This is a genomic window from Streptomyces sp. HSG2 (assembly GCF_016598575.1).
In the GTDB taxonomy this organism is placed as follows: domain Bacteria; phylum Actinomycetota; class Actinomycetes; order Streptomycetales; family Streptomycetaceae; genus Streptomyces.
The window spans coordinates 5,058,697-5,082,707 of record NZ_CP066801.1 but is presented as its reverse complement, the minus strand read 5'-3'; the positions used below and the strand labels follow the sequence as shown (position 1 = coordinate 5,082,707).

At 72.0% G+C, this 24,011-nt stretch carries 17 protein-coding genes and 2 pseudogenes; 7 read left to right on the top strand and 12 right to left on the bottom strand.

The features are described 5' to 3' along the window. The first annotated feature begins 30 nt into the window (after positions 1–30). From JEK78_RS22145 to JEK78_RS22135, 3 genes are read left to right on the top strand one after another with little or no spacing between them, the layout of a single operon-like run. Positions 31–1,563, top strand: a complete 1,533-nt coding sequence (locus JEK78_RS22145; RefSeq protein WP_200261933.1) for an AMP-binding protein — start codon at positions 31–33, stop codon at positions 1,561–1,563. After that, positions 1,560–3,233, top strand: coding sequence for an ABC transporter ATP-binding protein (locus JEK78_RS22140; protein ID WP_200261932.1), 1,674 nt, complete (start codon positions 1,560–1,562; stop codon positions 3,231–3,233). The genes JEK78_RS22145 and JEK78_RS22140 overlap by 4 nt, the downstream gene beginning before the upstream one ends. Next, a complete protein-coding gene (locus JEK78_RS22135; RefSeq protein WP_200261931.1) occupies positions 3,230–5,095 on the top strand; it encodes an ABC transporter ATP-binding protein in 1,866 nt (621 codons plus the stop codon). Before JEK78_RS22140 ends, JEK78_RS22135 begins: the two co-directional genes overlap by 4 nt. 209 nt (positions 5,096–5,304) lie before the next feature. Here the strand turns inward: JEK78_RS22135 and JEK78_RS22130 are convergent, their stop codons facing one another. The 4 genes and pseudogenes from JEK78_RS22130 to JEK78_RS22115 form a co-directional block, all read right to left on the bottom strand. After that, positions 5,305–5,460, bottom strand: a complete 156-nt coding sequence (locus JEK78_RS22130) for a VenA family class IV lanthipeptide (RefSeq protein WP_200261930.1) — start codon at positions 5,458–5,460, stop codon at positions 5,305–5,307. Positions 5,461–5,513: 53 nt separating this feature from the next. Next, positions 5,514–8,361, bottom strand: a pseudogene (gene lanL / locus JEK78_RS22125) (class IV lanthionine synthetase LanL). A gap of 494 nt (positions 8,362–8,855) precedes the next feature. Next, on the bottom strand, positions 8,856–9,308 hold the full coding sequence (locus JEK78_RS22120; protein WP_200261929.1) for a hypothetical protein: 453 nt from the start codon (positions 9,306–9,308) through the stop codon (positions 8,856–8,858). Positions 9,309–9,417: 109 nt separating this feature from the next. Continuing rightward, a complete protein-coding gene (locus JEK78_RS22115; RefSeq protein WP_200261928.1) occupies positions 9,418–9,597 on the bottom strand; it encodes a hypothetical protein in 180 nt (59 codons plus the stop codon). A gap of 446 nt (positions 9,598–10,043) precedes the next feature. On the opposite strand from JEK78_RS22115, the gene JEK78_RS22110 reads away from it, so the two are divergent. Both JEK78_RS22110 and JEK78_RS22105 read left to right on the top strand, forming a co-directional pair. Next, the gene (locus JEK78_RS22110; RefSeq protein WP_200261927.1) at positions 10,044–10,217 is read left to right on the top strand and encodes a hypothetical protein; all 174 of its coding nucleotides are present in this window, start codon (positions 10,044–10,046) and stop codon (positions 10,215–10,217) included. A gap of 221 nt (positions 10,218–10,438) precedes the next feature. Then, positions 10,439–11,467 (top strand): helix-turn-helix transcriptional regulator, encoded by a 1,029-nt coding sequence (locus tag JEK78_RS22105; RefSeq protein WP_242483176.1) that lies wholly within the window; start codon positions 10,439–10,441, stop codon positions 11,465–11,467. Positions 11,468–11,585: 118 nt separating this feature from the next. On the opposite strand, the gene JEK78_RS22100 is transcribed toward JEK78_RS22105, so the two are convergent. The 4 genes from JEK78_RS22100 to JEK78_RS22085 form a co-directional block, all read right to left on the bottom strand. Continuing rightward, positions 11,586–12,365 (bottom strand): class I SAM-dependent methyltransferase, encoded by a 780-nt coding sequence (locus JEK78_RS22100; RefSeq protein ID WP_200261926.1) that lies wholly within the window; start codon positions 12,363–12,365, stop codon positions 11,586–11,588. After that, complete coding sequence (locus tag JEK78_RS22095; protein WP_200261925.1) at positions 12,362–12,970, bottom strand: hypothetical protein; 609 nt, start codon at positions 12,968–12,970, stop codon at positions 12,362–12,364. Before JEK78_RS22095 ends, JEK78_RS22100 begins: the two co-directional genes overlap by 4 nt. Beyond that, the gene (locus JEK78_RS22090) at positions 12,967–14,853 is read right to left on the bottom strand and encodes an alpha/beta fold hydrolase (RefSeq protein WP_242483175.1); all 1,887 of its coding nucleotides are present in this window, start codon (positions 14,851–14,853) and stop codon (positions 12,967–12,969) included. Before JEK78_RS22090 ends, JEK78_RS22095 begins: the two co-directional genes overlap by 4 nt. A gap of 100 nt (positions 14,854–14,953) precedes the next feature. Next, the gene (locus tag JEK78_RS22085; RefSeq protein WP_200261924.1) at positions 14,954–15,148 is read right to left on the bottom strand and encodes a hypothetical protein; all 195 of its coding nucleotides are present in this window, start codon (positions 15,146–15,148) and stop codon (positions 14,954–14,956) included. Positions 15,149–15,694: 546 nt separating this feature from the next. Here JEK78_RS22085 and JEK78_RS22080 point away from each other — a divergent pair. Beyond that, a complete protein-coding gene (locus JEK78_RS22080; protein WP_200261923.1) occupies positions 15,695–17,140 on the top strand; it encodes an NAD(P)/FAD-dependent oxidoreductase in 1,446 nt (481 codons plus the stop codon). Positions 17,141–17,169: 29 nt separating this feature from the next. Here JEK78_RS22080 and JEK78_RS22075 read toward each other — a convergent pair whose 3' ends face one another. The 4 genes and pseudogenes from JEK78_RS22075 to JEK78_RS22060 form a co-directional block, all read right to left on the bottom strand. Then, positions 17,170–17,907: a class I SAM-dependent methyltransferase gene (locus JEK78_RS22075; protein ID WP_200261922.1), complete on the bottom strand. Its 738-nt coding sequence runs from the start codon at positions 17,905–17,907 to the stop codon at positions 17,170–17,172. 277 nt (positions 17,908–18,184) lie between these two features. Then, entirely contained in the window at positions 18,185–18,676 is a 492-nt protein-coding gene (locus JEK78_RS22070; protein WP_200261921.1) for a universal stress protein, read from the bottom strand. A 6-nt stretch (positions 18,677–18,682) separates the two neighbouring features. Beyond that, complete coding sequence (locus tag JEK78_RS22065; RefSeq protein WP_200261920.1) at positions 18,683–19,942, bottom strand: SLC13 family permease; 1,260 nt, start codon at positions 19,940–19,942, stop codon at positions 18,683–18,685. A gap of 377 nt (positions 19,943–20,319) precedes the next feature. Continuing rightward, a pseudogene (locus JEK78_RS22060) lies at positions 20,320–21,613 on the bottom strand (ISAs1 family transposase). A 588-nt stretch (positions 21,614–22,201) separates the two neighbouring features. Here JEK78_RS22060 and JEK78_RS22055 point away from each other — a divergent pair. Continuing rightward, entirely contained in the window at positions 22,202–24,001 is a 1,800-nt protein-coding gene (locus JEK78_RS22055) for a BTAD domain-containing putative transcriptional regulator (RefSeq protein WP_200261919.1), read from the top strand. Positions 24,002–24,011 lie beyond the last annotated feature (10 nt).

Genomic DNA, 24,011 nt, shown 5'->3' with positions numbered 1-24,011 from the left:
CGCCTGCTGGACCGAAGGAAGACGACTGCCATGATCCTGCCCAACGTGCTGGACCCCTTCTTCGCCATCGCCAACTCCGACCCGCACCGGCCCGCGGTGGTCGACGACGGGGTGACCGTCGGGTACGGCCGACTCGCCCGCTGGGCGGGCGCGGTCGCCGACCTCGTGGCCACCCGCGACCCGGCGAGCGCGCCGCCGGTCGCCGTCCACACACACCACAGCGTCCGCGACATCGCGGCGATCCTGGGCACCCTCGCCGCCGGACGGTGCTTCGTGCCGATCGCCACCGACGGACAGCCCGATCACATCGACCGGGCCCTGCGGGTCCTCGGATGCCGCGAGCTGGTCGCCACCGCCGACATCGACGGGCTGCCGAACGTCGACCGCGTGCTGCGCCCCAACTGGAGTCACTCCTCGGCGCCTCTGCGCGAGACGGGGGAAGCCGTACCGGCGCGGGCCCCCGCCTACGTCATGTTCACCTCCGGCTCCACCGGCGCCCCCAAGGCCGCCGCGGTTCCGCACGGCGCCCTGCACGCGGTCCTCCCCCATCTGATCCGGGAGTTCGGGATCGACTCCGACACCGTCGCGCTCAACTACCACCGGGCGGACGGCGACACGAGCCTGGAAGAGCTCCTGCCGACACTTCTGGCGGGCGGACTCGTCGTCCTCGACGACGACAGCGAGGCCGACCTCGACCGTGTCCTGACCGACTACGAGGTCAGTCTCGTCAACCTGCCGGTCGATCACTGGCATCTCTACACCGGCCACCTGCTGGACACCGGTCGCACCGTGCCGAAGTCCGTCCGAACCGTCGTGGTCGGAGGAGAGGCCGTACGGCCCGACATGCTGAGTCGGTGGGCGCGCGTCGACAGTGGTCGGGCCGTCCTGCTCAACACCTACGGCTGCACCGAGACGGCTCTGATCACCCACACCGCCGTCCTGGCCGGCCCCGGAGCGCCCGAGGGCTTCCCGGACGGGGTCCCGATCGGTCGCCCGCTGCCGTCCGTCCGGCAGGCCGTGGCGCCCAGGCCCGACGCGCCGGACGGGTGCGGCGAACTCCTGGTTTCGGGTGCACAGTTGGCGATCGGGTACGTCGGCGATCCGGAGCGGACCTCCGCTCGCTTCGTCGAATCCGACGCCGGTGACGGCGCCGCCCGGTGGTACCACACCGGTGATCTCGTCTCCGAGGACGCCGAAGGGACTCTCCTCTTCAGGGGTCGCGTCGACCACCAGGTGCAAATCCGCGGCCACAACGTGGACTTGGTGGATGTCGAATCGGCCGTGGGCCGACTGCCGGGCGTGACCGCCGTGGCCGCCGCCGCCCACACCAAGGGCGAACACACCGTCCTGGTCGCCTTCGTGGTCCTCTCGTCCGAGGGCTTCGCGCCCGAGGACACCTCGGGGGTCCCGGGTTCCGAGGGCGCGACGCACGCCCTGCGCGAGAGGCTTCGGGCCACGCTGCCCGAGCCGCTCGTGCCGGCACGGGTCGTGGCCGTACCCGAGCTGGTGCACACCCGGACCGGCAAGATCGACCGCGCGCGCACCAGGGACCGGTACCTGTGACGAACCGCCTGTTCGACGCCTCGGTCGACCCCGCCGTGGTACCCGAGGCCGACGCCCGCACCCCCATGGCCTACCTGTGGTGGTTGGCTCGCATCCGCCCGTGGCCGCTGGTGCTCGCCACGCTCCTCGGCGTCCTGTGGATGGTCCCTCTGGCCCTGATCCCCCTGGTCGTGGGACGGGCCATCGACGAGGCCGGCCGCGGTGGCGGACAGGCCGGTCTCCTGTCGTGGTCGCTGCTCGTCCTCGGCCTCGGCCTGCTCCAGGCCCTGGCCGGGGCGGGCCTCATCCAGGCCGCCATCGCCGCGGAGGCGCACGCCCTGTCGGTGACGCACCGGGTGCTCATGCGGCAGGTCGTGCGGTTGGGAGCCACCCTGGGCGGCAAGGCCCGGCCGGGAGACGTGGCGGCCTCCGCGGCGGCCGACGTGGAGAGCGTCGGCAACGCCTTCGAGGTACTCGGCCGGACCCTCGGGGCGGTCGTCGCCGCCGGGCTCGTCACGGTCGCCCTCACCCTCACCTCCCCCGTGTTGGGACTGGCCGTCCTCGTCGGCGTGCCCGCCGCCGTGCTCGGCATCGGCCCCCTGCTCCGCCCCCTCCAGGAACGCGACGAGGCACAGCGCGAGCGGATGGGCCTCGCCACCTCGCAGGCCGGAGACATCGTCGCCGGCCTGCGGGTCCTCCGGGGCATCGGGGGCGAGTCCGGCTTCGCGGAGCGCTTCCGTCGTACCAGTCAGGAGGTCCGCCGGGCCGGTGAGTCCGCCGGGCGCATGGAAGCGTGGCTGGAGGCGGCCGGCGTCTTCCTGCCGGGGCTGGTCACGGCGGGCATCGTGTGGCTGGGCGCGCGCCTCGCCTCGAACGGCACCATCACCCCCGGCGAACTCGTGGCGTTCTACGGCGCCTCGGCGTTCCTCACCCTGCCCGTCAGCACGGCCACCGAGGCCGCGGAGACCCTCAGCCTCGCCCGAGTCGGCGCGGGTCGTGTCTGCTCCCTGCTGCGTCTGACTCCCGAGCGCACCCGCCCCGCCCGGCCGGAACCACTCCCCTCCGGAGCCCTCTCGTCCAGCGACGCGGACTCCGGCATCGTGGCCGAGGCCGGGCACCTGACCGTGGTCCGCGCACCCGCCGACCGGACCGGTGTTCTCGCCGACCGGCTCAGCCGACCCGGGGCCTCCGGCGACCCGTCGACCGTCCGACTGGGTGGCGTACGCCTCGATCGGATCGACCCAGACGAGTTGGCCGCCCGGGTCCTCCGCTCGGGCCCCGCCGACGTCCTCTTCAGCGGCACCGTGCGCGCGGAACTGGCCGCCGGGTCCCCCCGGTCGGATAAGGCCATCGCGCGGGCCCTGCAGGCCGCCGACGCCACAGACGTCGTGGAAGGTCTGCCGGGCGGTCTGGACGCCCGGCTGGACGAGGGGGGCCGGGCCCTGTCCGGCGGCCAACACCAGCGCCTGGTCCTCGCCCGCGCCCTGCTCGCCTCTCCCGACCTGCTGATCCTCGAAGACCCCACCGCATCCGTCGACGCGCACACCGAGGCCCGCGTCGTCGACCGCGTCGCCCACCTGCGGGCCGGACGCACCACGATCGTCTTCAGTGACAGTCCGCTCTGGCGGGGCGCCGCCCACCGGGTCGTGCGTCTCGACGCGGAACCGGCCACCGAGGAGGTGCCGGCATGACCACATCCCCCGTCCGGGGCACGGAACCCATCGAACCGCACGGCGCGACCCGCCGGCTCCCCTTGGCCGACCGGGCCGATGTCCGAGTCTGGATCGCCGCCTTCCTCAAGGCCGAGGGCCCCCGGCTGGCCCTCGCCTTCGGCCTGTTCTCCGCCGCTCTGGTGGCGAGCCTCATCGGCCCCCAACTGCTGGGCGACCTGGTGGAGTCGGTCGCGGACGGCACCGCCGGCCGCGTCGACGTACTCGCCCTCGCCTTCCTGGGCGTCCTGGTGTGCCACGCGCTTCTGGCCCGCGCCGCTCGCGCCCAGGCGGCCCTGCTCGGCGAACGCGTCCTGGCCCGCACTCGTGAGAACTTCGTCCGCCGGGTACTGCGGCTTCCGCTGTCCGAGGTGGAGGCCGTCAGCGCGGGAGACCTGCTCAGCCGGGCCACGACCGATGCCGACCGACTGAACGAGAGCATCCGGCAGGCGGTGCCGCGCATCGCCTTGGCCGCCCTCACGCTGGTGTTCACTTTCGCGGCGATCACCCTCACCTCCCCGTTGCTCGCCCTCGGACTCCTCGCCGGCGTCCCTTTCGCCGTCCTGTCGACCTGGTGGTACCGGCCACGCGCCACCAAGGCCTACGAACTCCTTCTCGCCCGGGAAGCGGACGTCCTCGCGGTGACCCACGAGACCGCGCGAGGCGCCGCCACCGTTCAGGCACTCGGGCTGGGGGCCCGTCAGACCGGACGCCACACGGCGGCCGTCGACCGCGTGGTGCGCACCCGGCAACGGACCACCTGGTTGCAGACCGTCTGGTTCCCCAGCCTGGACCTGGCCACCATCGTGCCGATGGCGGCCACCCTCCTCATCGGCGGCCTCGCCTACCAGCGAGGCGACGTGGGACTGGCGGAGCTGACCGCAGTCGTGATCTACGTCCAGTCGCTGGGCGAACCACTCGACGACCTCCTGACGTGGACCGACGAACTCCAGATCGGCAACGCCGCGCTCCGTCGCATCCTGGGCGTCGAACGGCTGCCGCGCGAGGAGCCCCGGCAGGCCGGGCCCATCGAGGGCCACGCCATCCGCCTCGAAGGAGTCGGCTTCGGGTACGGTCCCGGCAGAGAGGTCCTGACCGGCATCGACCTCGACATAGCCCCGGGCGAGCGGCTGGTCGTCGTCGGCGCCTCCGGCGCGGGCAAGTCGACACTCGGCAAGCTCGTCGCCGGCGTCCACCACGCCACCCGGGGGACCGTGAGCGTCGGAGGCGCCGACATCGCCACCCTGCCCGTGGGGCAGTTGCGTCGCGAGGTCGTCCTCGTGACCCAGGAACAGCACGTCTTCACCGGAACGGTCCGGGACAACCTGCTGCTGGCATGCGACGGTGACGTGCCCCGCGACGGGGGCCCCGGTGTGGAAGGGCCCACGGGACGTCACACCACGAGGAGCGACGCCTCGGACGCGGACGTCGCGCTGTGGGAGGCTTTGGACGCCGTGCTCCTCGGGGACTGGGCCCGCCGCCTGCCCGGCGGCCTGGACTGCGAGATCGGGCCGGGCACCACGGCGGTGTCCCCGTCCCGCGCCCAGCAACTCGCTCTGGCTCGCCTGTTGTTGTCGAATCCCCACACACTCGTCCTCGACGAGGCGACAGCGCTGCTGGACTCGAAGGCGTCCCGCGAGGTCGAACGTTCACTGGCCGCCTTGACGGACGGACGGACGGTCGTCTCGATCGTGCACCGTCTCGACGGAGTGCGCGAAGCCGACCGCATCGCCGTCCTCGACAAGGGTGAGGTCGTCGAATTGGGTAGCCACGACGAACTCCTGACGGCCGACGGGGCCTACGCCGCACTGTGGCGCTCTTGGGCGTCCCCGGCCCGGCTCTGAAGGCCGCGGGGTCACTCGGCGTGAGGTCGCCGGGCGCCGAGTCGGGCGCGCGCAGCCGTCAGGACCGATCGCTCATCGGGTGGGTGGGACGGGGTCGTCCGGTTCCCGGTGGGTGATCGGTCCTGTGGGTCACGGCCCGGTGGGGGTCGTGAGCGGTGTGTTCCGGTCGGCGGCTGCCCCGGGCCGCCGCCGACCGGACAGGGTCGGGATCAGGCGCAGCTGATACCGATGCAGATCGTGTTCAGGAGGGTCAGCAGGCCGACGCAGGCACAGGTGCCCGAGAACGACTCACCGTCCACACCGACCGGGTCGGTCTCGGGAAGGGCGTGCAGGTCGGCCAGAACTTCGAGGGCCTGGTTCTCCATGGCGTTCTCCTTCTCTTTCCAATGGCGGCAGGCTTTCTGCCGCTCGGCCCGTGCTACTGGGTGATCCAGTGCCGGGAGTACGGGTGGCGGGTACGCAGGAGGAAAGCGAGGATTCCCGCGGATCCGTCGCTCCAGCCGGTGGAGACCTCGCCGTACTCGTTGGGAAAGACCACGTGGTCTCCCCGGCGGGCGTGTTCACCGACGATCAGATCGGCCAGGTCCCCGGCGGCGTCCCGATAGACGCCCTCACCGGTGGCCTCGGCCATGTCCATCAGGAAGTCGCCGTTGCCGGCCAGGCCGTGACACTGCCCCAACGGCGCCCGCGAGGCACGCTCGACCACCGCCCGCGCCGCGCCCCGCGCCAGATCCGCGAACCGCTCGTCCTCGCACCGCGCCGCCAGGCGTACCAGGAAGGTGCCGATCCCGGCCGAGCCGTGACACCAGTAGGGCGCGGTGGGGGTGTCGCCGGCCTGGGCCGGCCAGTGCGTGGCCTGATCGACCGTGACCGCGTGGGTGGCCAGTTCCTCCCCGGCGGCCAGGGCGAGTTCGAGGTGTTCGGGTCGGCCGGTCACCGTCGAGGCGGCCAGCAGGAAGCAGCCGATGCCGGCGCTGCCGTGGGCGAAGCCCAGGTAGCGTTTGCCGGCTTCCTCCGCCATGGCCTCGGCCGGGATGGGCCAGCTCACCCCACCCGGGTGCCGACGCGCGGCGGCCAGGAGACGGTCGGCGCCGTGGGCGAGGAGCTCGGCCATGCGGGTGTCGCCGCTGCGGTGCCACAGGTGGACGGCCGCCATGCCACTGCCGGCATCACCGTGGGTGATGTCGTGGCTGAGAGTGGAGGACAGCGGGGCCGCGGCCAGGTCCAGGGCACGGGCGCGCAACCCGGGATCGTCCAGCACGCGCCCGGCCTCGTACAGGGCCCAGGCCCCCCCCTGCCACCGAAGTGCAGACCGGGGCGGATCCGCCCGGTGTCGCCGCGATCGACGATCCAGCCGGCGGCACGGGCCAGGACATCGGGCAGACGCGGATCGCCCGTGGCCTCGTAACAGGCGCACAAGACCGCCAGGACCCCCGCGGCGCCCTGCTGCACGGAGCGAGGATCGGTCTCCCCCGCCACCGTCGACACCGGCCACAGGCGCTCACCGCCCGACGCCGACTCCGGCGGCGTCATCGAACCCAGCAGATGCTCCACGATTCCCGCGATCACCTCGTCCACCACCCAACCCCCGGCGGTGGCGGTGGCGGTCCTGGCGGAAGTCGGGGTGTGGGTGGCGGTCCTGGCCAGGGTGTTGGTGGGGGTGCCCGGGTCGGTGTCACCGTCGGTGGTGGGTGCGTCCGTGCGGGTGTGGGCGGTGATGGTGGTGGCCGACGCGGTGGGCGTGGCCGACATGGCCGACGCGGTGGGCATGGCCGACGCGGTGGGTGTGGTGGGCGTGGTGAGGTTCATGTGGTGGAGGGCTTGTCGGGCTCGGGTGGTGTCCCAGCGTCGGTGGGATCGTCCTCGGTGAGGCCCAGGATGAGTTCCGTGGTGCCCCGGGGAGTTCCGTGGTGCCCTGGGAGCGGGTGCAGGCCTCCAGCCAGCGTGCGAGACGTTGGTGGGGGGTGTCTCGGGTGGGTTGTTCGGGCAGGAGGTTGGGGACCTTGCCGTGCAGGAGGAAGCAGATGGTCGCGCCGAGGCTGTAGTAGTCGGCGGTGGGTGAGACGGGGGGCGTCGTGGAGGCGTTCGGGGGCGCTGAAGCCCGGTGTGCCCACGCGGGTGGGGGGTGGTGCCTGGTCCTGCCAGGCGGCGAGTTCGAGGTCGATCAGTCGTGGTGGGCCCTCGGGGGGGACCATGACGTTGCTCGGGGTGAAGTCTCTGAGGACGCAGCCTTGTGCGTGGGCGGTGGCGACCAGGTCGAGGAGTGGGCCGATGAGGTGGGTGGCCTCGGTGAGGTAGCGGCGTCGGCCGATGTCGCGGAATCGGTCGGCGACCCAGTTGCGCAGGGGGATTCCGGGGATTTCCTCTTGTGCGAGGAAGAGGTGGCCGGCTGTTTCGAACAGGCCCAGGGGGCGTGGGGTGAGGCCGGTGTGTCGTAGGCGTTCCAGGGTCGTGGCCTCGGCGCGTGTCCAGTCGCGTACGTCTTTGCCGTGGGTGTCGCTCTCGACGTGGGGGCGGGCTTCCTTGATGACGACGGGGGTGCCGGTGGCGACTTCGGTCGCGCGGTAGACGCCGCCTTTGTTGGTGTGGCGGATGGCTTCGCGTACGGCGAAGCGGTCGTCGAGGAGGACGGGTTTTGCGGTGTCCTTCCTGGAGCGTGTGGTGACGGGGACGTGTGAGGGGAAGGGGCATGTGACCCAGGTGGGCTGGTGGTATTCGCCGGAGCGTTTGTCCTCGACGAGGTTTCCGTCGGGGTCTTCGTAGCACCACACCAGGAGTCCTTTGTCGGACAGGTTTCGGCGGGCGGCGAAGGCGCCGTAGCGGTAGTGGACGAGGCTGTCGGGTGCGTACGGTCGGTCCGAGAGGATTCTCGGGCCGGGCAGTCCCTTCGTGGCGTCGTGGAGGTCGCGGGCGATCCTGACGGCGGCGGTGTCGTCGACCGGGTAGACGGTGATGAACTTCGCCGCGTTTCCGCGTGGGGTCGCCCGGGTGTTGAGGGCCGCGACTTCCTCGGGGCGGGCCACGAACTTGAAACCGGATTCCTCGTGGAGGAGGACTTTCAGGGAATTGGACAGCACCTGCGCGGCCGACCCTGCCGTCGCCGAGACGTGCAGTTTCCATCCCTGTTTCCGCCATACCCCCGATCGGTGTCCGACACGGCACCACACATCGTCGGACTCCGCCTTCCAATCCCCTTCCACGCCCTCCCCTCGCACTGCCTGATTCAGCACGTCCTCGAAACTCACCACCGAACCAGTCCCCGCCATCCCGATTCCTTCCCGCCGCCCGAAGAACACCCCCGAAATATGACGTCAGTAGGAAGAGATACACAACAGACCACCAGCCAACTCACCCGATCCAGCGAGCGCACCCCACCAGCGCACACCCCGCCCCCACACCACCCCCTACCAGCCTCCACCAGCACAAACCCCTCAACACCCCACCACACACACCCCATCCACCCCACACGGCAGGGGACCGACAGCGTCCACGGAGCCGGCACTCCGCCACCGCGGACGCGCTCGTCTCGTCGAGGGGCCAACGGAACCGCGCCCCCGCGACACGTCACGAGCGGTGCGGCACGGCCACCCGTCTCGCGCGGTCGGACGGGCCCGGCGAAGGAAGCGCCTCCAGCGCACGACCTCGAACGGGCGGTCGCGCGCCGAAACGGCAGAAGAGCCCGCCGGAAACGCACTCGACCCGACCCGGCCCGCGAAGCGAGCGACAGGGCAGCACGAGACGCGGATCGGCGCCCGGTCGGCTACGCCTCGTCCGTCCAGCCCGGAACGACCTCGACGGGGATGCCTTCTTCCTTCCACAGGCGGATGACATTCGGATTGTCGTCCCAGGCCCGCACGACGTCGTACCGCCGACGAAGGGAGGCCAGAATCTCCCGCTTGACCACGTAATCCGGCCGGTAGTCGCCGAGTCGGCGCATCCACAGCCCGTCGGAAGGTACCTCGTGCAGGGCGAGCCACATGGACGTCAGCCGCTCCCACCGGCGCTCCCGACCGGACACGACGAGAACGGCGCGACCCTCGGCGTGAGCTTCCCTGGCCGCCTCCACCACATGTGGGTGTGGCGGGCACGAGGCACCGGCGAGATGGAAAGCCGCGAACCCCCCGGGTCCGTCGATCAGGTGGCGAATCCCGGAGACGTCGACGAGCGTCCCGTCGACGTCGAAGATCTCCGCCTCCCGCCGTGCGACGCCCATCGCCCCGGCCCCCTCTTGGTCGCATCCGCCACACGCCGCGGTTCGGCGCCGCGTCCTGTCGACGATCAAGCCTAACCGAGAGTCCGACGCCGCCGGTGACGGCACGAGATCACCGGTTGTCGAGCGCGTGCACCGCCAAGTAGACGACGGTCGCTGTGATCGCGAAGGCCGCGGGTGTGACTGTGAGGACGGGTGATGCCCTCGGGGTGAACATGCCCTGATCGCCTTCGCGCAGCTCCGTTCCGGCACGGAGTGTCGCCTGGGTGTCGAACGTCTCTGGCTGCCTCATGTCCTCGATCCTTTCGGGCGCCCCGAGGGGCCGCCCTCGCCGTCCGTCATGGTCCGTACCGTGGGCGGGCGGGTGAGAGCACCCCGAAACGAAGCCCAGGTCATCTCGATGTTGGCGTACAGGGCCGGTCGCGCGCGTCGGCCGGTCGCCGGTGCTCGGCGGCCAGAGCCGGACCACCGAACAGGGGACTTCGCCCTCCTCCGAGTGACCGATCCGCGCCCACGAGGCGCCGAGCCTTCCTCGGCACGGCCGGTCCGCGCCACGTGTTGTCCGTCTTGCGGCGGAACGAGACTCCCCCCACCGGACGGCACGGTCGGGGGTCGCCCGACTCCGAACACCCGGCCAGCCTGAACCGATACGAATTATTCGTCTTCCCCAAGGAGGCATCGACCATGTCCGCAAACGACCGCGTTAACCACAAGATCGCCGTCGTGTGCAATGACGAGTTGGACGAGACGCAAGCGGGATCCCTCCATCCGGGACCCGTGGAACCGGTCGGCGTCACCTTCACCGGCTTGGCCGCCAACGCGTTCGCCGCGGTGACCTTCGCCGGCGCGGGCGCGGCGGCCACCTACGCCACGTACGGGGTCGTGTCCACCGTCGTCCAGACGGCGGGATGACGGTTTCGCGTTTCGCCCCGCGGCAAGGTCGTCCAGGACGCTCCTTCCTCGCCGCGGGGCGTACCGACCCTGTGGGATCCGCCACCGGTTCGACGCGTCCGTGCCACGGGCACCGCGGGCACGGGTGACGTCGGAGGGGTGTCGCGACGGATCACCCCTCCGTCGTCCGACGGAACCCGCCCCGGGTAACCTGCCCGCGATCGAGTGGAAGGGGCACGCGGGTGGGGCACGTCATGCAGGTACTCGGTCTGTCCCGGGTGGAGGAGGAGGTGTACCGACACTTCCTGCGCAACCCGGCCGACACCGAAGAAGGTGCCGGGGCCGAGTTGGGCATGGCCCCTGACGTGGGGCGCCGGGCACTCGAACGGCTGCTCTCACTCGGCCTGTTGAGGAGGAGCACCGGCCAGGTGCACGCGGTCGAGCCCTCCGCCGTCGTCCCGAGGCTGGCCGACGCGGAGTTGGAGAGGCTGCTGGGTCGGATGCGCGGTCTGGCCGACACGCGTGGCATCGTCTCGTCGTTGGAGTCGGAGGGCTCTCGCCGTGGGAGGGGTGACGACTCGGACCGGGCGGGTATCGAGCGGCTGGGCGATCTGTCAAGGATCCGAGAGCGGATCGACGAACTGGCCTTCTTCAGCCGTGAGGAGGTCCTGTCGGTCAAGCCGGACGACCGACGCAGCCCCGAGTACGTGACGCACGCACGGCCGATCGAGTTGCGCTGTCTGCGGCGAGGTGTGCGGATGCGTGGCGTGGTGGCCCCCGGGTTGCTGGGGGACCGCGACGCCACGTCGTACCTGTCCGAACTCGCCCACCTCGGCGCCGAGGTGAGGATGAGCGGCCGGCTCACCGAGTTACTCCTCGTCTACGATCGGCGGACGGCGGTTCTCCCGGCCGACACGAGGGATCTCTCACGGGGTGTCCTCGTGACCAGGGAGCAAGCGGTGGTCGACAACGCCGTCAAGCTCTTCGAGCGACTGTGGGAGGGGGCGGACAGGTTCCCCGTCGGCGAGGGCGCTCCCGTCCCGACCGCGTCACAGCGGCTGGTCCTGCACACGATGTGCACCGTGCCCAAGGACGAGGTGGGGGCGCGGCGGCTGGGGGTCTCCCTGCGCACCTACCGGCGCCACGTCGCCGAGGTGGTGGCGCTGCTGGGCGCCGACAACCGGGTGCAGGCGGCGTTGGCGGCGCGGGATCGGGGTTGGGTTCCGGCGCACGCCGACACGACGATCGCTTCCGATCGGCCGCGGGGCTGACCTCGCTCCTGCCGGGTGGCACGACAGATGACCATCGAAGCTCCTCGCGTTGTCGGACGGTCGACGCTCCTCGCGGCTGAGGGGCTTCCATGCGGCCGGCTCGTCACCCGCTACCGGGTCACGAGACCCGGTAGCGGGTGACGAACATCGGGCTGTCGGGCGCGTAGGGCGTGCCGAGCCAGTCGGAGAAGCGGCCGACCGGGAGCAGTCCCGCAGCGGCGGCGTGGTCGTCGACTTCCTCGGGTGTGGTGAGGCGGCTGAGTTCGGTTCCCACCAGGGAGCCGCCTCCCTCGAACCAGATCTGCGACGCTTGCCAGAGGCGGCTCTCCGGTTCGACGACGGAGCAGGTGAGGAGCCCCGACCCGGGCGGATCGGGATACGGAGTGAAGAAGGAGGCGCGCCGGCGCCCCTCGTGGAGGTCGAGGACGGGGCCGGGGTTGTGCGTCTCCACGACGAGGGTGCCTCCCGGTACGAGGCGCTCCGCCGCCCGGGTGAGGGCGGTGCGTTGATCGGCGGGGTTCAGCAGCATGGACAGGGTGGCGCAGACGCAGTACACCAGTCCGTACCGGCGTTCGTCCGCGTGACCGCGGATGTCCGCCAGGACGGGGACGACGGGCGGGGCGTCGGGCGTGTCGAGCTTGGCGTGGAGTCGTTCCAGCATCTCCGGCGAGGAGTCGACTCCCACGACGGTGCCGGTCCGGCGGGCGAGGGGAAGGGCGACGCGGCCGGTGCCCACGCCCAGTTCGAGCGAGGGCAGGTCGCCACCGGGGTGCCAGGAGGCGAGGGTCTCGGCGGTCGCCTCGGCGTTGTGGTCGGAAGGGAACAGCCGGTCGTAGAAGCCGGCGAACTCACGTCCGTAGCCGTTGTCCGGGGAGGGGCTCGATGGGGCGGTCGTCATGCCGGCGTCGCGGCCTTCCGTGTGGTGTCTGCTGTCGGTCCGGACAGAGGGACGAGGGGGGACACGAAGACGATCTCGGGACGGACCGACGGATCGTGGCCGCCCGCCCGAGTCAGGGTGAATTGAAGGCCCCTGGTGCCCTCGGGGCACCGCGCTCCCACCTCCGCGCGGAGGAACGCCGCGAGGGTTCGGTAGGCGGGGGTGAGCGCGGCGTGGGCGAAGCCTCGGTGCAGGACGGACGTCAGTTCGGCGCTCACGTCGAACACCCCTTTCTCCGCGCGTCGTTCGGGGAACCAGGCCACCTGGCGGGGCCGGCGCGGTTGGATGATCTCCAGTTCTGTCCAGGGGGAGGTGTCGTCGGCCGCTCCGAGCGTCCGGTAGTGCAGGTGGAAGTCGTGTTGAGCCGGATTGGGGGCGAAGAATCGCCAGTTGGGGAACATGCCCTGGAAGACGTCGCGCTGGGCGAGACGGGCGAAGGCCGTGTTCTCGTGTTGGGAGAGGAGGGTGCCGGCGGCCAGCAGACCGAGTGCCAGGCGTCCGACTGCTCCGGAGCCGGTCGTCGCGTGGCGGATCGCGCGCGCGGCGGTGTGGGCGTGTCGTCTCATCGGGGGGCCTCCCCTGTGGCGGGTTCCTGGGGGCGAGTGGTGGTGGCCGTGTCCGCCAGAAAGGCGACGATGCGGCGGCCGACGTCGGTGCCGAAGCGTGCCTGGGTGAGCAGTGACTCGTGATCGCAGTCCTCGATCACCTCCACCCGGACCAGCCGCCCCGGGAGGCGGTGGGCCTCCGCCAGTTCACGGTGCATGAGGAGCTGCTCGGGGTCCTGGTCCACGGTCCGTTGCGCGGAGAGCACCAGGGCGTGCGCGTCGACGGGGGACAGCGTGCCGTCGTGGGCGCGGAAGTCTCGCTCCACCGCGTGCCACTCGCGCCGTCCGGCGTTCCAGAGCCTGGTGTCGGCGTACTGGGCCATGGCGTCCTCGCGTACCGGCGCGGGAAGATCGTCCACCCAGGCGGGGCGTACGAGCAGGGAACCGAGGCCGACGCGGAGGCTGTTCAGGAAGCGGGTGAGGTCCTGCCGGAGCAGGTGCGCCGAGGTGCCCTGCTGTTCGGAGCGGTGGAGTTCGGCGGGATGGGAGGAGTCGAGGTAGACGATTCCGTGCAGGCGTCCGCCGAGCGCGGGCGCGGCACGCCGGGCGAGTTCGCTGCCGAGCGAGTGCCCCACCAGCAGGACGGGACGCCCCGCCGGCACGACCTCGTCCACCAGGTCCACCAGGTCGTCGACGGATTCCCGCAGGGTGAACGGCGTGTCGGCGCCTCGGGTACTCGGTCCGTACCCGGCTCGTTGGTAGGTCACCAGGTCGAGATCCCCGTCGCCGATCAACGTCTGGGTGACCCAGCCGAAGTGGTGGGGAGTGGCCACCAGTCCCGGTACGAAGACCGCCACGGGCGTGGATCGCTCGTCGCGCAGTCGCGCGGTGTGACGCAGCACGTTCCCGTGTCGGGTGGTGACGGAGCCGGTGGTGCCGTCGGTGGCGGTGGCCCGTCGCCGTCGGGCTAGCGCGGTCACCGCGCAGTAGCCGGCGGCCCCGGCGACGGCGACGGCGACGGACGCGGGAAACCGGTCGTCCCGCCCCACGACGGCCGGGTGGGCCGCGGGGGCGCTGGTGTAGGCCACGATCGGATGCATGGAGACGAAGGCGGTGGCGAATCGGCCGAGTCCCATCGCGAAGGCGTTGGCGACGTGGAAAGCGGCGGCCGAGGCGACGACGGGCCGGGTGAGCGCGCCGCCGCGCAGGTACAGCACCGGGAAGAGGCATTCGAGCGCCAGGACTCCGTGGACGACCGCTCGGGCCGCGCGGGGATGACGCGTGGTGAGTCGCCATACCGCGTGGTGGCCGTAGGTGCGCGTTCGCATCACCCCCTGCAGGGCGGCACCCGTGCGCCAGTCCCGCCCGAGGAGTTTCATCCAGCCGGAGACCAGATACGAGAGGTTGGACTGGACGGCCACGTACCACAGCAGAGCGTCCTGGGTGGTGGTCCGGCGGGAGAGTCGCGCGACACCGACCGCGGACTGAACCAGGGTGGAGACCTGGTCCGAGCCATCGGTACCGTAGCGATGGCGTGGGTAGAGCGCCGCGCCGCCGACCCCCATGAACAGCCCGGCGGCCCCCCGCCACCGGCCCGAGCCCGGCAACAGCAGGGCGGCTCCGGCGACGACCCGGCCGGCGTGGAGTGCCGTCGTGACGCGCTCGTCGGCGAGCGCGTCCAGCACCCGGCGGGTGATCGGATGCCGTCGCGCGTACGCGTCGCGGTTGACGGCCCAGTCGTTGAGACCGCCCGGGCGGGTCGCCCGCCGGCGGGCGAGGTGCTCGGCGGACGCGGTGAGCGCGGTCATGGCGGACAGCCGTTCCGCCATGCCCATCGCCCGGTCGCGGGAGACGGGCATGGGTCCGATCAGTGCCCGGGAGGCTCTCTTCAGCAGCGGTTTCACGCGGGTTTCTCCGAGGTGCGGTGTGACGGTCGCCAGTGGCGGGGCCGTCCCCGGGAGCGCGCGAGGGTGCCGCGGGGACGGCCCGTTGTGCCGAGGGGTCTCAGACCTCCTTGCGGGTGCCGATGAAGGTGATCGCGGCGGACGACACGCCGAGTCCGGCCGCGGCCAGGGTGACCGCGAAGCCGGGGGTGGCCAGCACGGGCTGGGTGCCCCGCATGACCTGACCGGTCTCGGCGTGGATGTCGACGGCGGACAGCTCGGCGCTGTCGTTGAGGAATCGTGTGACGGTGGACATGGGTGTCTCCCGGTACGTCGTCGGATACGGTCCCGGAGGGGCGTGAGGCCCGACCGGCTCGCGGCCCGTCCCCCGGGTCCCCGGGGGACGGACGAGGCCCTCGCTTGCCGTGCTCCCGACGTGCGGGGCGGCAGGTGGGGTCCGCGGACCAGGGTGCCGACGACGGCGGGAGCGCCGCCTCGGGTGCCCTGGTGAGGACCACTTTGGCAAGGCGCCTCCGGGACCGGAAGCCCTGGTGGCGACCGCTTGCTGCTGCGATGGCGGCAGCAAGCTGCCGGCCCGGGCGGCACGGGTCGTCGTCCTCGGCCCGGGGCGGTTCCCGCGCTGCGACGAGCGCCGTGACGGAGTAGGGTCGGCGGCCACGAAGGTGCCGGGGCCGACACCCGGTGATCCTGTCCGGACCGGCCGAGGGGTCGCCCGCCGGCGCGTCCGAGTCCGGACGACCGGAGCGGGCCGTCCCGGCACGACACCCACCCCGACGAGGGGTGTCTCGGGCGGACGGGTCCCGGCTCGTCGCGGGCCGCGGCGGAGGACGGGAGCAGGGGTATGGCATCGGACGTCGTCGTCGTCGGCAGTGGCCCCAACGGGCTGGCCGCCGCCGTCACCATGGCGCGCGCGGGTCTCTCCGTGACCGTGTACGAGGCGGCCGGGGAGCCGGGAGGCGGGCTGCGGACGGAGTCGCTCTTCCGTGGCGACGTGGTGCACGACATCTGCTCGGCGGTGCATCCGATGGCCGCCGCCTCCGGATTCTTCCGCTCCTTCGACCTGGCGTCCCGGGGTGTCGAGCTGATCCGGCCCGAGATCAGCTACGCCCATCCCCTGGACGGCGGTCGGGCCGCCCTCGCCCACCACGACCTGGACGCCACCTGCGCGGGGTTGGGACGGGACGGGCGGGCCTGGCGCCGACTGATGGAGCCGCTCCTCGCGCACAGTCGGGCGGTGGTGGACTTCGCGCTCGGTGGACAGCGGAGCCTGCCGTCCGACGTGCGCGGTCCGCTTCTCCTCGCCCGGGGCATGCTCCGCCACGGGACACCGCTGGCTCGAAGCGCCTTCCGCGACGAGGAGGCCGGGGCGTTGTTGGCCGGAGTGGGCGCGCATGTCGTCGGCCGGATGCCGACGCCCGCCTCGGCGGGTGTCGCCCTGGTCCTGGGGCACCTCGCCCACGGAAGCGGCTGGCCCCTTCCTCGCGGCGGCAGCGGGCGTGTCGCCGCCGCGCTGGTGGCGGAGCTGCGAGCGCTCGGCGGCACGGTCGTGACCGGGCGAAGGGTCGACGACCTGAGGGACCTACCGCGCTCGGCGCGCGCCGTGCTCCTCGACATCGGCCCGAAGGAGTTCCTCAGGATCGGCGGTGCTTCGCTTCCGCGCGGCTACCGGACGGCGCTGCGCGCCTATCGCCACGGACCGGGGGCGGCCAAGGTCGACTTCCTGACCAGTGGTCCGGTGCCCTGGGCGCACCCGGAAGTGGGGCGGGCGGGCACCGTGCATCTGGGGGGCGGCCAGGAGGACATCTTCCGTCAGGAGTCGGCCGTCGCCCGTGGCGTGGCCGGCGGGGAGCCGTTCGTGTTGGTGGTCGACCCGGCGAGCGTGGATCCGGGCCGGGCCGGCGAGCGCGGCCATCGACCGGTGTGGGCCTACGCCCACGTGCCGAACGGGGACCCGACCGACCCCGCCGACCTGGTCACCGCGCGTATCGAACGCTACGCCCCCGGGTTCGCGGACACCGTGGTGGACCGACGTTCCACCAGCGCCGCGGCTCTGGAGTCGTACAACCCGAACTACGTCGGGGGAGACATCGCGGCCGGGGCGACGACCCTTCGGCAGACCCTCTTCCGTCCCGTGCCTCGTTGGAACCCTCACCGCACGCCGCTGCGCGGGGTGTACCTGTGCTCGGCCGCCACCCCACCGGGGCCCGGTGTGCACGGCATGGCGGGTGTGCTCGCCGCCCGTTCGGCGCTGCGACACGAGTTCGGGACCGGCGTCGAGATCGGGTGAGGCGGGGAGAACCCGGGGGCTCGCCCCGGTCAGGTCCCGGTGTTCTGCTCGCGCTCCACGCACCGTGTGAGGAACCAGATGTAGGGCTCGGGCTCCCGTACCGGGTACACCTCCTCGACCCGGAAGCCGGCGTCGTGGAGGACGGTCCGAATCCTGTCGGGTTCCAACATGAGCACCCGCTCGCTGAACTCCAGGGCCTTGCCGTCGCCCTGGTCCAGTCGAGTGTCCCAGGTGAGCACGTTTCCGTCGTCGATGTCCGCCGTGAAGGTGATGGAGGAGCCGTCCGGTTGCGGCAGCGTCATCTCGTGCATCTCCACGGCCCGTCGGTAGGAGTCCACGAAGTAGTACTCCATGGAGAAGGTGGCGCCCGGTTCGAGTACGTCGTGCACCCGGGAGAGCGCCTGGGAGAGTTCCTCCTCCGTCTCGACGCAGGCCAGGGACCCCATCAGGGAGTACGCGGCCTCGAAGCGACCGCTGACGGGGAAGGGTCCGCGAAAGTCGCCCTCGACCACGGTCATGTTGGGGGGAACGCCCTTGGCCCGGAGCTTCTGCAGCATCTCGGGCGAGTTGTCCATCCCCACCACCTCAGCGGCGATGTCCGCGAGCGGCAGGGCGACCCGACCGGTTCCCACCCCCACCTCCAGGACACGCTTGCCGGTAACGTGCGGACGCAGTCGTTCGACGGCCGTGGCGGGCGGTACCGAGGGGGCGACCAAGTCGTCGTACACCGAGGCCACTGCCGGTCCGTACTGGATGTCGGGTGTCATGGATCGCCCCTTCGCGTTCGGCTCGGGGGTGGCTGCCGAGCCCGTCGCGGGGCACGGGACGTGCGGACGCCTCGGCGCCTAAGGAGCGCGCCGGGCCACCCCTCGGGCCCCACGGAAGGGTGCGGCACTCCGAAGCACGACACGGGCGCCTCACGCGGGAACCCGCGGCGAGCGACGTCGGTCCGCCTCGCCCGTGGGCCCGGTTACCGATTCTACCGCTGTCGGCCGTCGCCGGCCCGTTCGGGCGACGGGGCGCGGGCGAGCGAGGGGACGGGCCTCACGGTCGGCGCGGCGGAGGCGGGGGGAGGACGGTCTCGTCGGGGGCCGACTCGGGCCAGACGAGGAGCAGGGGGCAGGGAGCGTGATCGACGACGAAGCGGCTCTGGGGGCCGAGGCTGCGCGGTCCGGGTCGGGACCGGTCGCCGTCGCGGGCCAGTACCAGCAGGTCAGCGCCGTTCGCCGCGGCCAGGACCTCCCGTTCGACGTCGCCCGAGCGATCCAGGCGGGAGCAGGGCCGGCCCAGCCGGGCCGCGGCAGCGTCGAGTGTCTCCCGCGCGGCCTCGGCGGCCGACGCTCTCAGCCGGGCCTCCGGTTCGCGCGCCGGGTGCCCTCGGCCCAGCAGGCCGGTCAGTGATCCGCGCGCGACACCGGGGACCTCGGAGGTGGTGACGTGCAGCAGGGCGACGTCCGCGCCTCGCGGCGTGTGCGCGCGCACCGCGTCGACGCACGCGGGCCAGGTCCCCTCGACGACCCAGACGATCACGGCCATCTCGCCTCATCCTCCTCCGAAGACGCCGAGTGCCCCCCAGAGGGCTACCACGGAGAGGCCCAAGGCGGGGGGTACCACGAGCAACCCCAGTCGGGTGAACTCCCCCAGGTCCACCTCGGTGTCGTGCGCTCGCAAGATCCGTCGCCACAGCAGGGTGGCCAGGGAGCCGGTGTAGGCGAGGTTCGGCCCGATGTTCACACCGAGGAGCATCGCCAGCAGCGCTTCCGGGCCGGCGGGGGCGACGATGGGGAGCAGGACGAGCGTCGCCGGCAGGTTGTTGATCAGGTTGGCGAGCACGGCGGCCACCAGGGCGACGCCCAGCAGGGCCACCAGGTCGGTGCCCTGGGGGACGACCCGGGTGAGCAACGAGTCGAGTCCGTTGTCCACCGCCGCTCGGACCACGATCCCCAGGGCCAGCACGAAAGCGAGGAACAGCGGGTCGGCGGCTCGGACGATCGCCGCGGGAGAGGTCCGCCGGCGGACCAGGCCCCGCACGGCCAGGACCGTCGCGCCGGCCAGGGCGGCCCACGCGGGCTCGGTGCCCAGCGCCGAGGCGAGGACGAAGCCCAGCAGCGTGCCCGCGACGGTCACCATGGCGAACACCGGCGGGTCGGGAGACGAGGTCTCGGCGAGGGCCCGCGCGCCCGCGGCCAGGTCCACGGCGAAGAAGCGGCGCAGCACCACGTATTCGACCGCGATGGCCAGCAGCCACGGTCCCGCCATGAGGGCGGCGAAGCGGGTGAAGCTCAGTCCGCTCGCCGTGAAAACCAACAGGTTGGTCAGGTTGGAGACGGGGAGCAGCAGGGAAGCCGAGTTCGCCAGGTGCGTGCAGGCGTACACGTGGGGTTTGGGACGAGCGCCGAGGCGGGCGGCGGTGGCGAACACCACGGGGGTGAGCAGGACCACCGTGGCGTCGAGACTCAACACCGCCGTGACCACGGAAGCCAGGGCGAACACCTGCGCCAGGAGCCTGCGGGGGCGACCCGCGGCGCGGCGGGCCATCCAGGAGCCACCGGCCCGGAAGAGCCCCTCGTCGTCGCAGAGTTTCGCCAGGACGAGGACGGCCGCGAGGAATCCGAGGACCGGGGCGAGTCGGGCGGCCTCCTCGGCGACGTCCGCGAGCGGGACGGCCCCGGCCGCGACGACCACCCCGGCTGCGGGCACGGCGGTCGCGGCCTCGGGCAGTCCCCGGGGGCGCGCGACCGCGCACCCCAGCACGACCAGCAGGAGACCGAGGGAGAGCGCCAGCGCCGCGCCGCTGTTCACCGCCCACTCCGCGTCGTCTCGGGGGAGAGACCGGCGGTGTCGGCCTCGTGGCGGAGCCGCGCCGTTCGCGGGACGCGTGAACTCGACGCCCGGTGCCCGTCGGTTCCACAACGTGCCGCGACGAACGAGTGGACGGCACGCTTCGCGGCGGCCGGTCCGGGGACCGACGTCGCGCGCGGGGGGACGATCCACGCGGCGTGCGCGGGCGGATCGACCTGCCCTCTCGTCGGACCGAACACCCGGCGATCATCCCACGGGGGTCGGCCCCGCCGGTCGGTTGAGCCGATCGCCGGGCGCGTGTCGGAGAAGCCGTGCCAAGGACGTGGCGCCGGGTCACACGCCAGGGCCCCGGCGAGTGCCTGGATCGTCCGGTTTGATCATGTGATGCCGTAGAGGGCGAGGACGCGGGGGCGTTCGGTGTGGGCTCGTCGTCCGGCGGCGGTGTTGACATAGCCGGCGAGCTTGAGCGCGCTGCGGATCAGGTCGCGCAGGGCAGCGAGTACGGCGGGCGTGTTGTGGGTCCTGACCTGGGACTTGTCCTCGTTGAAGGTGACATCTCGGCACCAGTGGACGGTGTTTTCCACCGTCCAGTGCCCGCGAGCCCAGGACGCGATCTCGGCTGCGTTCGCTTCCTCGGCGGGCAGGTCGGTGATGGCGTAGACGGTCTCGCTGGACCACTTCTTGGCCCCGTAGAGACGGCGACGGCGCTGGATCCGCAGGACCTGGGCCGCGTGGGGGAAGAGCAGGCCGTTGACGGTGACGACCTGGACGAGACGCTGTTCGTGACGGCCGTGGCCGCGGGCGTCGTCGCGGTGGATGACGGGGATCTCCTTCCAGGGCAGGGCGTGGAGTTGACGGGCCTGGCCGCGCTGGTTGTTCTTGATGGTCAGCAGGTAGTGAGCGCCGCGTTCGTGCAGGTAGGTGGCGTGGTCGCGCTGGGCGTGGAGGGCATCGGCGGTCACGACCACCCCCGCGAGATCCGCGTCGTCGATTCTGTCGAGCAAGGGCTGGAACTCGGGGATTTCGTTGGTCTTCGCGCCGATCTCGCGGGAGGCGAGCGTGACACCGTCGCCGTGGCGGACGGCGGACAGGACGAAGACCCGGCTGCCGTCCGGGCGCCTGGCGCCCCGCAGGCACTTGCCGTCCACCGCGATCGCCCGCCGCCGGATCCGTACCGGCCCGGCATGGGGGCGCCCGGTGGGCCCGGCGCTGTTCACGCTCGGTGCCACCGTCGGGCATGACCGGCTCCGGCCGGCGGGGCTGTGCGGACAGCAAGGGCCGCAGGTAGTCGTAAGCCGCCGCACAGATCTCACCGTGATCCAGGCGTCCCAGGACGCTGCGGAGGGTCTTCTCGCTCGGCACCCGGTAGCGGCCGAGGAGCGGGTGGTAGGGCAGGCCGAAGGCGGCCAGTTCCTCCGGCGTCGCACGTCGGCACCACTCCGCCGCCGCGGTGATCGAGTCGTGGCCGGACGGGGTCATCGCGCAGACCATCAGGGCCAGCAGTGAGGAGAGCCGGTAGCGCACCCCGCAAGTCCCTCTCGGGTCGGTGACCGACTCGAACTCGGCCACCAGGCGGCGGACTTGGTCCTTGGCGGCCCCCTCGCCAAGGGCTTCCAGGCGGGGCACCGCGCAAGCGGGGGCAGCGACAGGGGATGATGGAGGAACGAACACGGCACCTTCGTGGATCTTGAAGCGTAGAGAACTCCATGATCCACAGGTGCCGTGTTCGCCTGCTTCCGGGGCCCACCACCGAGATCAACACCCCAAGCTGGGGCAATTCAGGCACTCGCCGGGGCCCTGGGTCACACGCCCCGGGTGATCGTCGGGGTACGGGGCGCGGCGCCATCTCTTCCGCATTCTCCCTCGTTTCGTTGAAGTCCGCGCCGCGGCATCGAGAGCAGAGCGGAATTCATCTTCGCCCGCGATGCTCGGTCCGAGCATCGAAGTCGACCCGCCAACAGCTCTCTCGAACGGGCTGGTTCACCACCAGGACGACAGGTCGAGCAAATGAAGGAAACGCGGAATTCCACTCATATCCGACGCTCCGATTTTTCCTCGGACCAGGTCTCGACGTGGCCGGGAATCATCACCTAACGTGTGCGGGCGACCCCTTCGGACCTACTCGACCAGGCAATTGCCTTCACGCGTTCAGTCGTCAATCGGCCACCTGCCCCTCGACGTTTGCATTCGTATTCATGTTCCGCCGCTCGCTGAAATCGGGCTCGGCGGACCTCGGCGGAAAACGGAGCGACACATCGAATGCGGTTCCAGCTGCTGGGTCTCCTCAGCATCGCCGACGGCGAGGACACGGCCGTCCTGCAACCGTCCAAGCCGACGAACCTGTTGGCCGCCCTGCTCGTCCACTCCGGCACCGTCGTGTCCACCGACTACCTGGTCCGGGCGGTGTGGGACTCCGAGCCGCCCGTCACGGCCAAGGCGGCGTTGCAGAGCTGCGTGCTGCGCCTGCGCAGGATCTTCGCCAAGTACGGCATCGCGAGCGACACCATAGAGTCGGTGCCGGGCGGATACCGCATGCGCACCGACGACACGACATCCGACCTGGCCCGATTTCGGCGACTGGTCCGGGCGGCGGTCTCGGCGGCGGACGCGGGGGGCGAAACCTCACTTCTGCGCGAGGCGTTGGCGCTCTGGAAGGGGCCGGTGCTGGCGAACGTCTCGTCGAGAATGCTCCATCGCGACGCGGTACCACGTCTGGTCGAGGAGCGACTGCGCGCCTTGGAACGCCTGGGCGACATCGAACTGGCACAGGGACGTTGCCACGAAGTGCTGGACATCGTGTGGGACGCGGCGAGAAGCCACCCGGAACGCGAGAGGTTCTCCGAGCAGTTGATCGAGGCGCTGTACCGGACCGGCCGGCAGACCGAGGCCCTCGCCGAGATCAGGGGTGTCAAGGAGCGCCTGAACGACGACTTGGGCATCGATCCGGGGGCGCCGCTGCGCCGTCTGGAATTGGTGATACTCCGAGGCGAGGAGCTGGGTGGTGCGCCGGTGGGGCGACCGCCGGCGATCGGGACGGCACGCGCGCCGAAGGCCCTGCCGCCGCCGCGCGCGTCCTCGGGGCGGGCCGACGCGCCTGCCGACCGGGTGGCGAAGTCCGAGGCGGTGCCCGCGTCGCCGGGGGGCTCCCGGCGGGCGCCGACCGCGGGCGGGATGTCTCCGATCACCCCGGTGCCGTGCTTCGCCGGACGCTCCGCGCAGCTGGACGCGCTGTCGGAAGAGCTGGGCGCTCCCTCTTCCCCGGGACCGGTGGTGGTGTCCGGGGCGCCGGGGATCGGCAAGACCGCCCTCGCGACGCAGGCGGCCCACCTGGCTCGCGACGCCTTCCCGGCGGGCTGCCTCACTCTCGCGATGACGGGACCCGACGGACGTCCTACGGATGTCGGGGAGTCGTCGGGTCGACTCCCCGAGCGATGTCGGCCGGGACGCCGACTGCTGCTCCTGGACGACGCGGTCAGTCCGGAACAGGTGCGTCCGTTGGTCGGGGTCGACGCGGACACGGTGACGCTGGTGACGAGCCGTCGCGGGCTGGCCGGGCTGGTGGCGACCCACGGGGGCGTCGTGCACCGGCTCGACACCCTCACCCCGGAGGAGTCGCGTCGGCTGCTGGTCGCCACGGTCGGCGCCGAGCGGATCGCGGCGGAGCCGGCCGCGGCGCGCGAGATCGCCCGGGTCTGCGGTCACTTCCCCTTGGCCCTGCGGATCGTGGCGGCCCGCCTGCTGACCCGGCCGGGTCTCGGGCTCGGCGACTGCGCGGCCTGGCTGGCCGCCGACCCCGCGCGGCTCTCGTTGCCGGACGACCCCCGGATGTCGGTGCCCGCCGTGTTCGACGCAGCCCTGGCGCGGCTCGACCCGGATCTGCGCGAGGCGTTCCGTTCGCTGGCGTGCGCGCCGGCAGGCGGCGCGCCGCCCCCCGGGCTGTCGGACGAGGTGCTGGAGCGGTTGGCGGACGCCGGGTTCGTCGAGGACGGACCGCCCGGACCGTACCGGGTGCACGACCTGCTCAGGGCCCACGCGCGTCGGCGGTCGATCCCTCCCTGACGGGTGCGAC